At 35.7% G+C, this 13,259-nt stretch carries 10 protein-coding genes; 2 read left to right on the top strand and 8 right to left on the bottom strand.

Annotation, left to right across the window (positions count from 1 at the left end):
• Window positions 1–9: 9 nt before the first annotated feature.
• The 4 genes from BLT48_RS12080 to BLT48_RS12065 all read right to left on the bottom strand — a co-directional run bounded on the left by BLT48_RS12080 (window position 10) and on the right by BLT48_RS12065 (window position 4,351).
• Window positions 10–918, bottom strand: coding sequence for a diacylglycerol/lipid kinase family protein (locus BLT48_RS12080; RefSeq protein ID WP_035021790.1), 909 nt, complete (start codon window positions 916–918; stop codon window positions 10–12).
• Between the two features lie 222 nt (window positions 919–1,140).
• Entirely contained in the window at window positions 1,141–2,019 is an 879-nt protein-coding gene (locus tag BLT48_RS12075) for a glucose 1-dehydrogenase (RefSeq protein WP_089978259.1), read from the bottom strand.
• A 208-nt stretch (window positions 2,020–2,227) separates the two neighbouring features.
• Window positions 2,228–3,670, bottom strand: a complete 1,443-nt coding sequence (locus BLT48_RS12070) for a C40 family peptidase (protein ID WP_089978256.1) — start codon at window positions 3,668–3,670, stop codon at window positions 2,228–2,230.
• A 135-nt stretch (window positions 3,671–3,805) separates the two neighbouring features.
• A complete protein-coding gene (locus BLT48_RS12065) occupies window positions 3,806–4,351 on the bottom strand; it encodes a DNA-3-methyladenine glycosylase I (protein WP_035021783.1) in 546 nt (181 codons plus the stop codon).
• 624 nt (window positions 4,352–4,975) lie between these two features.
• Between BLT48_RS12065 and trhO the strand changes: the two genes are divergently transcribed.
• Window positions 4,976–5,941, top strand: a complete 966-nt coding sequence (trhO, locus tag BLT48_RS12060) for an oxygen-dependent tRNA uridine(34) hydroxylase TrhO (protein ID WP_035021780.1) — start codon at window positions 4,976–4,978, stop codon at window positions 5,939–5,941.
• A gap of 45 nt (window positions 5,942–5,986) precedes the next feature.
• On the opposite strand, the gene BLT48_RS12055 is transcribed toward trhO, so the two are convergent.
• The 3 genes from BLT48_RS12055 to BLT48_RS12045 are packed head-to-tail and all read right to left on the bottom strand — an operon-like array spanning window position 5,987 to window position 8,693.
• Window positions 5,987–6,790: an ABC transporter ATP-binding protein gene (locus BLT48_RS12055; RefSeq protein WP_035021778.1), complete on the bottom strand. Its 804-nt coding sequence runs from the start codon at window positions 6,788–6,790 to the stop codon at window positions 5,987–5,989.
• Window positions 6,787–7,686 carry an ABC transporter permease gene (locus BLT48_RS12050; RefSeq protein ID WP_089978253.1) on the bottom strand — a complete coding sequence of 300 codons (900 nt, stop codon included), beginning with the start codon at window positions 7,684–7,686 and terminating at the stop codon, window positions 6,787–6,789. Before BLT48_RS12050 ends, BLT48_RS12055 begins: the two co-directional genes overlap by 4 nt.
• Window positions 7,687–7,712: 26 nt before the next feature.
• Window positions 7,713–8,693, bottom strand: coding sequence for an ABC transporter substrate-binding protein (locus BLT48_RS12045; RefSeq protein WP_089978251.1), 981 nt, complete (start codon window positions 8,691–8,693; stop codon window positions 7,713–7,715).
• A gap of 576 nt (window positions 8,694–9,269) precedes the next feature.
• Here BLT48_RS12045 and BLT48_RS12040 point away from each other — a divergent pair.
• Window positions 9,270–12,221: a transglycosylase domain-containing protein gene (locus BLT48_RS12040; protein WP_244885827.1), complete on the top strand. Its 2,952-nt coding sequence runs from the start codon at window positions 9,270–9,272 to the stop codon at window positions 12,219–12,221.
• On the opposite strand, the gene ccpA is transcribed toward BLT48_RS12040, so the two are convergent.
• Complete coding sequence (gene ccpA / locus BLT48_RS12035) at window positions 12,177–13,187, bottom strand: catabolite control protein A (RefSeq protein WP_035021769.1); 1,011 nt, start codon at window positions 13,185–13,187, stop codon at window positions 12,177–12,179. The two genes, BLT48_RS12040 and ccpA, sit on opposite strands and share 45 nt — an antisense overlap.
• Window positions 13,188–13,259: the final 72 nt, after the last annotated feature.

Genomic DNA, 13,259 nt, shown 5'->3' with positions numbered 1-13,259 from the left:
TAGTTCTTTTTATGCTTCTTTTGTATCTTTTGGAACAAAAATAGTAATGTGACGAGGCAAAACTTGAATATGAAGGGGGAGCTTATCCCCTTCATCTCCATCAATATTACTTATCACTTGATTGTCTTCTTCGGGAACTGATAGCTTTCCTGATTTAAATTTTTTATATAGTGTTTCATTTGCATCAATCGCATTTCCTGAGATAACTTTGGGAACTAATTTCAATTTATCTATTAACGTTTTGCCTTTTAATACTATTAAATGCAAGTAGCCATCATCAATTTTTGCATGGGGCAACATTTTTTCAAATCCTCCAACAGAATTCGTCAATGCGATAAGCACTAAACTAGATTCTTGTTCATAAACCTCGCCATCTAATTCTAATTTAAATGTGTAACTTTGGCCATCGCTTAATGCCTTGGCTCCTTCAATAAAATAGGCTAATGAACCTAATCTTGTTTTTTGTTCCGCACCTACGTTTTTAACAGCTTCAGGGATTTTACCAATGGCAATGACATCAATAAAATAAGAATCATTTACTTTACCAATATCTAGTTCTTTTGTGATTGCATCTGGCAGCATCCGAATGGCTGTGGATGGATTAAGCGGAATACCCAATGCACGTCCTAAATCGTTAACTGTGCCTAAAGGGACAATTCCAAGCTTTGGACGGTACTCCTCTTCAGCTAACCCACTTATCGTTTCATTGACTGTTCCATCACCACCCATTACAAAAACTGCTTCTACTCTTTCTTTAGCAGCAGATTTAGCAAATGCTTCGGCATCGCCGCCTTTTTCTGTTTCTTTAAGTACAACTTCATCATATAAAGGTTCTAAGGTTTCTAAAGCGAGCTTAGAATATTCCTTCCCTTTTTCTCCCCCAGAAGAAGGATTTACGATCAATACAGCTTTTTTCATTTTCCATCAACCTTTCCCATTCCTAAATAAAACTTGTTTTTTTTATATAGTTAGTTTAACTTAAGCTCTCCACTATTGCTATAAAAAGTCATTTCTTAGTTAACAAAAAAAGCAGCATACAAGGATAAAAATACCTTGTGTTCTGCTTTTTTTGTTTAACTATAGGATAATCATTCTATTTGTTAATCCTATTCTAACTCTTACCTTTACCGTATGATAATTTTAACCATTCACAACGGTTCCTCCATTTACGTGTAGAACTTGTCCGCTAACATAGCTAGAGTCTTCACTCGCTAAGTAAACATAGGTAGGTGCAAGTTCATATGCTTCACCTGCTCGTTTCATTGGAACGGATGCTCCAAACTCTTCTTTATCATCGTTTGGTGTAGTTGCCGGAATTAAAGGAGTCCAAATTGGTCCTGGAGCTACTGCATTAACTCGGATTTTCTTATCAATAATTTCTTGGTTTTGTGAAAGCGAACGAGTAAACGCTACTATAGCACCTTTAGTTGAAGAATAATCTAACAAACCTGGTGAACCTTGATAGGCGGTTACAGAAGTCGTATTAATAACTTTTCCATTTTCATTCATATGAGGCAATGCTGCTTTTACAAAATAAAACATTGAAAAAATGTTGGTACGGAAAGTACGATCCAACTGTGCAGCAGTAATTTCGGTAATCGATTTACGCGTATGTTGTTCCGCAGCGTTATTCACCAAAATATCTATACTGCCATATTCCGCTACCGTTTTTTTAATTACTTCTTGTGCAAATGATTCATCCCCTACGTCACCTGTGAACCAAAGAACTTTACCCCGGATTTCTTCAATCCGTTTTCTTAAATTCTTAGCATCTTCTTTATTTTCGTAATCTGTTACAACAACATCTGCCCCTTCTTTGGCAAATGCAATGGCAACAGCTGCTCCAATCCCGCTGTCTGCTCCTGTTACAATAGCTACCTTTCCTTCCAATTTACCAGCAGGTTTGTAATCTGGCGACTCAGTTTTTGGAATCGGATTCATTTCTTTATTTTCATCTTTTTGTCGATAATCTTCTTTTGGAGCTTGAGTTTCGATGATATCTTTTTCTCTTTCAATCATTGACGCTCACCATCCTTAATAAAATTTTATCCATATTTAGTTTAACAATAATTTGTCTTCTAATCGAATATAATGCACTCCTTATATTCTCATTTGGTTATGCTTCATTTAGCACCATTTGGGTCCGTTGTTTTTAGAAATTAAATTATCCAGTTGCAAAAAAAAGAACAACCTTGTCAAATTGACAAGGTTGTTCTTTTTTATCTTTTTAGTAACGTCCGTATCCTACAAGTTTAGGTCCCCAATAAGAAGAGCTAACTGAAGTGTAAGCAACGCCTGTACTACTTTGTGATCCAATAAATTGACCATTTCCAACATAAATTCCTACATGAGTAATTGATCCTCCGTCTTTGAAGAAAACTAAATCTCCAGGTTGAGGATTTGAAACCTTAGTAGAAGATGCATATTGTGCTGCTGCCGTACGTGGCAAAGTAATTCCAATTTTTGCAAAAACATAAGAAGTAAATCCGGAACAGTCAAAACCACTTGGTGTTGTTCCACCCCATAAGTAAGGTGTGCCCATCACACTAGTTGCGTGTGGTTGCAACTTCGACCAAGATGTACCGCCACTTGTAGACGGTGCTGTTGTTGTTGTTGTTTTAGGAGCCTCAGGTGTTTTTGCTGGTGCCTTAGTCTCTGTTTTTGCTGGTGCTTTTGTTTCTGTTTTTACTGTTTCTTTTGTTGAAGTAGATACATTCTCAGTTTTCTTAGTAGTCTCTGTTGGAGTAGAAGCTGTCACTTCACTTTCTTCTACTACTTGAGGTTCTTCAACAGACTCACTTGATTCCGCAACCACTACTTCTTCATTTGTAGAAGCTTCTTCTACAATTGGTTCTTCTGTTTCTTCTTCTTCTTTTGCTTCTTCTGCTTCATAACTTGCCAATACAGCTAACTCTGCTGCTTCTTGGGCAGCAGTATATTCTGCTACTTGACTTTCAGCTTCTGCTTTTTGAGCGATGTATTTATCTTTATCTGATTGTGCACTCGCTGTTTCAATTGCTAATTGAGAAACCACAACTTCTTTTTCTAATAATTGTTGTTCCATTTCAGCTTTTGCATTTTCAAGTTGCGCTGCAAGGGCATTTTGTTGAACAATTGATTGTTCTGTTTTTTCTTTCTTTTCTACTACTGATTCTTTATCATCTGCTTGTGCTTGAACAAGATCTTTGTTTGCTTTTACTAAATCAGTGACTACATCTACTCGTCCAATTACATCAGACAAAGAATCAGCTTCAATAACAAATTCTATGTAGTTTTTTGTGTCTCCATTTACTTGTACTGTACGAGCTTGATCTTCAAGTTGTTCACTACGTTGTGCAATTTTTTCTTCAAGAGCTTTAATTTCATTTTCAAGTGTTGTTTTTTCTTGTTGAGATGCTTCAATATCCGCTAATAATGTATCAGTTTTACCTTTATTAGAATCGATTGAACTTGTAATAGCTGCTAATTCTGCTTCTGTTTGGCTTGATTGAGTTTGTAGAGCATCAACTTTTTGTTGAGCTGCTTCAATTGCTTCTTGTGTTTGGGTTACTTGTTGTTCAGATTCAGTAAGTTTATCTGTATTAGTTTCAGCGCTAACGGCAGTTGGTAATATAAGAGAACTAAAAGTCATGGATCCTAAGATTGCTATAGTTACTAATTTTTTATTCACGTGTTTTACCCCTCCAAATTACGATTTGATTAAAAGTCTATTTTAACCAATTTCTTAACGGACTTTAGTATAGCATAATGTATGTGATAGAATCATATCGTTTATATTACAACTGTGTGTCAAATAAAACGACTTTCATTTAAAGGAACAGTTATCACTATGATCATTTACCAAACCTGCTGCTTCCATAAACGCGTAACACGTTATTGGTCCAACAAATGAAAATCCTCTTTTTTTCATATCTTTAGATAAATTACTGGATAGCTCAGTCTTAACTGGCGGTTTTTCAAAGTTATTAAAATGATTAACGATTGGCTCTCCTTCTACAAAGGACCAAATGTATTGATTAAATGAGCTGAATTCTTGTTTTACCTTTAAAAAAGCTACTGCATTTTTAATGATAGAAGCTATTTTTAATTTATTTCTGATGATACCAGAGTTGGAAAGCAATTCTTCTATTTTCTTTTGGTCATAATGACTAATTTTTTCTGGTTCAAATCCATCTAATGCTTCACGGTAATTTTCTCTTTTGTCTAAAATAGTAGACCAACTTAATCCTGCTTGCATTGTTTCTAGAATCAGCAGTTCAAATAAAGCTTGATCATCGTGCAAAGGTTTCCCCCATTCTTCATCATGATATTTCTTCATTAAATCTGATGTTGCCCAACTGCATCTTTCCATTAATACACATCCTTTTTTATCTTATTTTTTTTGAACACTTCTAATAACTACAAGAGTTGAGGGAACTACAGCATATAAAGAGTTTCTGCTTCGTACTTATGGTACGCATCGCTTGGTTAAGGACCATATGTTTCATTTTAGCCTTTGCTTATGGTACTTATGGTACGCATTGCTTGGTTAAGGACCATATGCTTCATTGCAGCCACCCGCTTATGGTACGCATCGCTTGGTTAAGGACCATATGCTTCATTGCAGCCACCCGCTTATGGTACGCATTGCTTGGTTAAGGACCATATGCTTCATTGCAGCCACCCACTTATGGTACGCATTGCTTGGTTAAGGACCGTATGCTTCATTTCAACCACCCACTTATCGTATCACATTGCATCTTTGCATACTCATCTTATTCCATACTCAACTCTTATCTAATGGGCATGATCAAACGAAACCTTATCTTGCTATATGCGAAGATATTTTTTGGGAAAGGAATCGATAACAAAACTTATTGTTTTTTTGAGGTATTGATTTCTATTATTTTATTAGTGTATAATGTATTGTTAGTATAGATTAACTTTCAGGTAGTCCGTCTACCTAGTGTTATGAATCGAATTAGGAGGATTTACTATGTCTAAAGATTACCGTGTTTTACTTTACTATAAATATGTTCATATCAAAAATCCAGAAGAATATACCACAAAACATTTAGCATTTTGTAAAGAAGTTGGTTTAAAAGGAAGAATTCTAATTGCTGAAGAAGGTATAAACGGTACTATTGCAGGTACTTATGATCAAACACAACAATACATTGATGAAATGCATTCTGATTCTCGTTTTTCAGACCTAGTTTTTAAGGTAGATGAAGAAGAACGTGCTCCTTTCAAAAAAATGTTTGTACGTCTACGCCCTGAATTAGTATCTCTAAACTTAGAAGATGACATCGATCCTAATGAAGTAACAGGCGAATACCTAGACCCTGAAGAATTCCGCGAAGCTATTCTTGATGAAAATACTATCGTCATCGATGCTCGTAATGATTATGAGTACGATTTGGGGCATTTTAGAGGAGCCGTTCGTCCAGAAATCAGAACATTTAGAGAACTTCCTCAATGGATCCGAGATAATAAAGAACAATTCATGGATAAAAGGGTAGTAACATACTGTACTGGTGGAATTCGTTGTGAAAAATTCTCTGGTTGGTTAGTTAAAGAAGGCTTTAAAGATGTTGGTCAATTACATGGAGGAATTGCTACTTATGGAAAAGATCCAGAAGTTCAAGGTGATTTGTGGGATGGTCAAATGTATGTATTTGATGAACGCATCAGTGTCCCCGTTAACCAAAAAGAACATGTAGTTGTTGGTCGTGACTGGTTTGATGGTACTCCATGTGAACGTTACGTGAACTGTGCAAATCCAGCTTGTAACCGTCAAATTTTATCTTCAGTAGAGAATGAACATAAATATCTGCGTGGTTGCTGCCACGAATGTCGTGTTGCACCTGCAAACTTGTATGTAAAACGCAACAGTTTAAGTCAAGAAGAGGTTGCTGAACGCTTAGCTATAATTGGAGAAAGACTTCCAGCATCAGTATAACAAACTAAAAAAGAACGGAAACTAAATAGTTTCCGTTCTTTTTTGCTACCCTAGTATTAATGCATCTTCTGTAACTGTGTCGCCACTGTTCTTTTGAAACAGCGCCAATAAATCTGGTACAGTTAAACGACTCTTTTCTTCTCCCGAAACATCTACTACTATCTTCCCATTATGAAGCATGATCAATCTTGTTCCATGAGCAATCGCATCTTCCATATTATGAGTGATCATCATCGCAGTCAATTTTTTTTCATGAACGATTTTATCCGTTAAGTTCAACACCATTTTACTAGTCTTAGGGTCAAGTGCTGCCGTATGTTCATCCAATAAAAGTAATTTAGGGGGAACAATTGTCGCCATCAGCAATGTCAAAGCTTGTCTTTGTCCACCAGATAATAATCCGACTTCCATTTTCAACCTGTCTTCTAATCCTAATTCTAAAAATTTTAATTGCTCCTTGAAAATTTCACGTTGCTTATCTTTTACGCCAAGTGTTAAGCCTCTTTTTTTTCCTCTTTTAAAAGCTACCGCTAAATTTTCTTCAATCGTGAGTCGTGTTGCTGTTCCCATCTTTGTGTCTTGAAAAACTCGCCCAATATTTTTTGCTCTTCCATTGGTTTTTTTGTTGGTAGCATCTTTTCCGTTCAATAAAACAGCACCTTCATCTACTACATAAGTTCCAGCTACACTATTTAATAATGTTGACTTTCCAGCACCATTTCCTCCAATAATCGTAACAAATTCTTCTTTCTCGATGGTCAAATCTATTCCTTTTAATACATGGTTCTCATTGACCGTTCCCACTTCAAAACTTTTATGAATATTTCTTAATTCTAAAATTGCAGTCATACTAATTCTGCTCCCCTCTTACCAACTCTTTTAGTCCTTCTTGATTTCTTTTTCAACAAAGGGGTAGAAAGAGCAATTGTTAATACAACAGCTGAGAACAATTTGATGTCTTGCGGTTGTACTCCTAATTGCAATACGAAATCAATAATTAGGCGATAAACAACTGCACCAATCACAATAGTGATCAATCGTTTGGCAAAAGACAACCGGTGGAAAATCACTTCACCGATGATAATAGATGCTAATCCAATGACAATCGTCCCAATTCCCATGCTGATATCTGCATAGCCGTTGTTTTGGGCAATCAAAGCACCTGATAGAGCAATCAATCCGTTACATAACATGTACCCTACAATTTTCATCGTATCTGTATGAATCCCGTTTGCTTCACTCATAGCCTCATTATCTCCAGTAGAACGCAATGCCAATCCTATTTCAGTACTGAAAAATAAATACAGAACTAAAATAACTAAAACAATCGCCACTCCACCAACGACTAAAACGGCCATTCGATTTTCTAAGCCAAATGATTGTAGCGTGCGCATCAATGTATCTTGGCCTAACAAGGTAACATTCGCTTTGCCTAATATTCTTAAATTAATAGAGTATAAAGCAGTCATCGTTAAAATTCCGGTCAGTAACGCAGGAATTTTAAGTTTCGTATGCAGTAAACCCGATACGATTCCTGCCAGCATTCCCCCTATCAATGCCAACAGACTAGCTAACAACGGTGTAATTCCTGAAACAATGGATACTGAACAAATTGCAGCACCCAAGGGAAAACTTCCCTCTGCAGTTAAGTCCGCAATGTCTAAAATTCTAAATGTAAGATAAACCCCAATCGCCATAATCGACCATAAAATTCCTTGCGAAATACTTGATAATATAATGTCCATGCTCATGCTCCTCTATATTTTACCTTTTAATCAGGTAGTACGATACTTTCAGGATCAATACCTAATGATTTTGCCACTTCTTCATTAATAACCAATTCCAAATTTGTAGATGTTTCCACTGCCATTTCTGCTGGATCAGCACCGTCTTCAATAATTTGAAGAGACATTTTTGCTGTTTGACGTCCAAGTTCTTCATAATTGATTCCATAAGTTGCTAATCCTCCAGCTTCTACCATTTCCGCAGATCCTGGAATAACAGGTAATTTATACTCTAAAGCAATTTCACCAACTGTTGGCATTGTACTGGCTAGTGTGTTATCCGTTGGAATATATACAGCATCAACTTCTTGAGCCAACGTTGTCATAACTTGTTGTACATCATTTGTAGTTGTAACTGTCAATACTTTCACTTCTATTCCTTCTGCCTCAAGTGCCTCTTGTGCCAGATCAGATTGGATTTTTGAATTTGCTTCGCTGGAATTGTAGATAATTCCGATTGTCTCAGCATCTTGTGCTAATGACAACAGTAACGAAATTTGTTCTTCAATTGGAACCATATCGCTTGTTCCGGTTACGTTTCCGCCTGGTGCTTCATTATCAGCAACTAATCCCGCATCTACCGGATCTGTAACTGCAGTGAATAAAATCGGGTCTTCTTGGGTAATCGTTGCAAGTGACTGTGCAGCAGGTGTTGCGATAGATAAGATAACTTCATTGTCTCCAACTAAGCTTTCACTCATACTTTGTAAATTTGCTTGGTCTCCTTGAGCATTCTGATAGTTTAACGTCAAATTTTCTCCTTCGACGTATCCTGCTTCTTCTAACTCACTGACAAATCCTTTTCTTGCTTGCGTTAAAGAATCATGTTCCATATACTGCAAAATCCCTACATTTATCATTTCAGAACCTGCACTGTCACTTGTATTTCCACATGCGCCTAATGCTAAACCTGCAGTAACCGTTGCTAAGCCTAAAATCATCTTTTTCTTCATTCCAACTGTTCCCATCTTTATATCCCCCTTATTTTTTAAAGCTCTATGATTACATAAAACAAAAAACACCCACTTAGAGATAGCCTTATCCAAGTGGGTGCTTATTTTATGTAAAAATAAACGGTAAGTTATTTAATCCACCACTTAGATAAACTCTACGTGGCAAATACTTAGCAAATCAAATTGCCTTAGCCATCATAGATACAAACATTTCTGTTTCCTGTTTGCACCCATAACGAATTATGTCTACAAACAGCTTCTAAAATAGCTAAAGTAATAGATATTCAATTGTGTTTGGATGATTAAATGATTGTGCATACTAATCCCTCACAATAGTTAGATTTGTTTTTACAAGTATAAAAAATACAATGAGAAAAGTCAACATCTAAATTAGATTTCATTCATCGAAAAATCATCTTACTCTTACTTCAATCTGTTATTCACTCTTTTTTCGCTTTTAAAACATACTTTTTTTAGAATTGATTAAATTTCTACAATATTTTTTCAAAAATTGCTCTTTCTCCTTTCTTTTTGTTATAATAAGCCAAGTAATTAGAGAACGAAAATATAATTTTACGAGGTGAACTAAATTTGAGTAGTCCACAAAATACTAATGAATCATCATTTTTAGAGAAAATTAAAGCATTTATACTAAATTTGGTGCAATTCATAAAGAAACAATGGATCTCTTTCAAAAAGACATATTTTAATCGACAAACTCACTCAGCTTCCTTATCAAAATCAACTTCTAAAGAAACAAAGTTAACGGATGCTCCCAAAAGAAATCAAGCTAAAAAAGAAGATCAAAAATTTACTTTAGCTAAATTTCTATTTGGATTCAATGTAGGCTACAGTGTCATTAAAAATTTAATGATTACGTTGGTCATTGTTTTATTGATTGGCGGTGCTCTTATAGGTGGGGCTGGAGCAGGATATTTTGCCTACCTTGTTTCCGGTGAACAAATCCCCACATACGAAGAAATGAAAGCTGACATTGAAAATGTATCAGCAACCTCTTCAATGTATTATGCTACTGGAGAAAAAATTAGTGATTTAAAAACAGATTTAAAACGATCTGAAATTCCATTAAGCGAAATGTCACCTTTAGTCCAAGAAGCTATTATTGCTACCGAAGACGAATATTTTTATAAACACTCTGGTGTGGTTCCAAAAGCAGTCGTTCGAGCATTGGCACAAGAAGTAACAGGCACCAGTACAACTTCTGGGGGATCAACACTCACACAACAGCTGGTAAAACAGCAGATTTTAACAAATGAGGTCTCTTTTAAACGAAAAGCAAATGAAATTTTATTAGCTTTCCGTATTGAAAACTTCTTTTCAAAAGAAGAAATTTTAGAGAACTATCTAAATGTCTCTCCTTTTGGTAGAAATAATAAAGGACAAAACATCGCTGGTTTGGATGAAGCTTCAATCGGAATATTTGGAGTAAATCCTATCGATTTGACTTTGCCGCAAGCAGCTTTTCTTGCCGGTCTTCCACAAAATCCAATTGTTTATAGTCCGTATTCTCAAATAGGTGCTCTTAAAGAAGATTTATCTGCAGGTATAAGCCGCAAAGATGAAGTTTTATTTAGAATGTACCGTGAAAATTACATTACTAAAGAAGAATATGATACTGCTTTAACCTATGATTTAACACAAGACTTCTTACCTCAGGAATCAGACGTTAATGATAGTACTGATTATGTTTACAACTTTGTAGAACAACAAGCAAGACAAATTTTAATGGAACAATTATACACAGTTGATGGTTATTCAGCTGAAGACGTTTCTAATGATCAAGAATTAAAAGACTCTTATTACAATCAAGCAGATCTTAATTTGCGCACAAAAGGTTACACTATTTCATCAACAATTGACAAAGGTGTTTACGAAGCTATGAATGATGTCGTTGCACAGTATGCAACTCCTGAGATCTCTTATGATGAAAATAATAATCCAATCATAAGCAATACCAGTGATTTGGGAAATGTAAAAGTTGTTGATTACGTTGATGAAGAAACCGGTGAGACAAAGACGTTAGTTGAGCCTGTACAAAATGGAGCAGTTTTAAGAGATAATGCTACTGGACGAATTATCTCCTTCATTGGCGGGGTTGATTATGAGTTTACTCAAGTCAATCATGCTTATCAATCTCCTCGTTCTCCTGGTTCGACAATTAAGCCTTTATTAACTTTTGCTCCAGCATTAGAAGAAGGAATTATTACCCCGGCTTCTATGATTTTTGAAAGCTCTGCTAAAGTACCAAGCTGGGAAAATGGAGCTTTGGGTGTGTACGAAATTACCAACGTTGGAAATGTTACTCCAAATAAATGGACTGACGTGCGCTCAGGTCTTTCACAATCAAGCAATATTGTAACAACTAAAATCTATCAACAAATGAAAGACACTTATAACTTGGAAGAAAAGCTTGAATCTTATATGCACAAGATGGGACTTGGATCTGATGTTATTTCGACAGAAGAATATCAAGGAGTTTATTATGCTCTTCCTATTGGTGGAATATCTAAAGGAACAACCGTCTTAGATCAAACTGATGGCTTCTCTACTTTGGCAAATAAAGGGAACTACACTGAAGGTTATGTCATCGATAAAATTGAGGATGCTGCTGGAGAGGTTGTCTATCAGCATGAAGTGAAACCTGTTGAAGTATTCAGCGCTGAAACAGCTTATCTAACAACTGATATTTTACGTGACGTATTGGATACCGGCACAGCTAAAGACGTAAAAGGCCAATTGAACTTCCAAGCTGATATTGCAGGTAAAACAGGAACGTCAGATGGCCAAAAAGATATTTGGTTTATTGGCTACACTCCTCAAGTTACTCTGAGTTCTTGGATTGGATATGACAATGCTGTGGATACACCTATTAATGATTTATCTAATTCAGGTTCAGAAAGTCCAAGTTTAAGAAACAAAAGACATTGGGCTCGATTGATGAATGCGATTTATAGTGCTAATCCTACTGTTTTGGGTACGGATCAAGCTTTCCAGAAACCAGATGGTGTTGTAGAAGCCAAAGTTTTAGCTTCTACAGGAATGATGCCAGGAAAAGTAAAATTAACGGATGGAAAAGAAGTGACGGTTTCTGGTGCTACAAAAACAGAACTCTTTAATAAAAAGTTCCTTCCAAAAACAACCACTTACGACTTTGCACTTGCTGCTTCTGAAAAAGAATTAGGAGATTATTGGAACAAAGCTTCCAAATCAGCAAGTGAAGAAGCTGCTAAGAAAGCTAAAGCTGAAGCAGATAAAAAGAATGAAGAAGCGAAAAAAGCAAAAACTGAAGCAGATAATAAAAAGGCTGATGCTGCAAAAGCTGAAGAAGAGAAAGCTAAAGCAAAAATAGAAAATGAAAAAAAATTACAAGAAGCTGCTAAGAAAAAAGCAGAAGAAGAAAAAAGCAGAAGAAGAAAAAAGCAGAAGAAGAAAAAAAGAATGAATAAAGAAAAGGCATCGGTTTCCGATGCCTTTTCTTTATTCTTCTTTAGTTGTTCCTCTATTTGCAATATGATGTGGTAAAATAATTGTTTTTTCGTCTACATCTTCTTTGTTCATCAACTTAGTTAAAAGACGCATTGCTACAGCACCAATATCATATAAAGGTTGAGTAATCGTGCTCAATTTCGGTCTTACCATTTCAGATAATTTAGAATTATTTGCAGTAACTACTTCGAATTCTTCTGGTATCTTGACAGAATGATCTAAAGCCCCATTCATAATCCCTACAGCAATTTCATCATCACCAGCAAATACTGCGGTAGCACCTGCTTCAGCTAATTTACTGTATACTTCTTCTCCAGCCGTAAATGTGTAGGCTGTTTCAAAAACTAAACCTTCATCATAAGCAATACCAGCATTCTCTAACGCTGTTTTATATCCTTTTAAGCGATAAACCCCATTAATTGGTTCTTGTGTTATTGATCCTGATACAAAAGCAATACGCTCGTGTCCGCTAGCAATCAATTGGGCAATTGTTTGTTCTGTTGCAGCTACATAATCAATATTTACGCTTCCCATTTGTTCATCAGGATCTACTGTTCCTGCCAAAACGACAGGTGTTTTCGAACGTGAAAATTCTGCTCTTAATTCATCAGAAATTTTATGGCCCATATAAATAATCCCATCCACTTGTTTAGCTAAAAGTGTATTTAATACTTGGACTTCCTTTATATCATTTTGATCAGAATTAGCTAAGATAATGTTATATTTATACATTGTTGCTATGTCGTCAATTCCTCTAGCTAAAGAAGAAAAGTATAAATTTGTAACATCGGGAATAATTACTCCCACAGTTGTTGTCTTTTTACTTGCCAATCCACGTGCAACAGCATTTGGACGATAGTCTAGACGATCAATAACTTCTAATACTTTTTTTCGAGTAGTTGGTTTTACATTTGGGTTGCCATTTACAACACGTGAAACAGTTGCCATAGAAACATTCGCTTCTCTTGCAACATCATAAATTGTGATGGTTTGTTTTTCCATAATCAATCTCCTTCGAGTAGTTAGATTCGCTTACTTTTTACATACTACCAATTTAGCAAATTTACAGAACGA

It is taken from the genome of Carnobacterium viridans, from assembly GCF_900102725.1.
Taxonomy (GTDB): domain Bacteria; phylum Bacillota; class Bacilli; order Lactobacillales; family Carnobacteriaceae; genus Carnobacterium_B; species Carnobacterium_B viridans.
The sequence above is the reverse complement of the archived record's forward strand: the minus strand, read 5'-3'. Positions and strand labels throughout refer to the sequence as shown.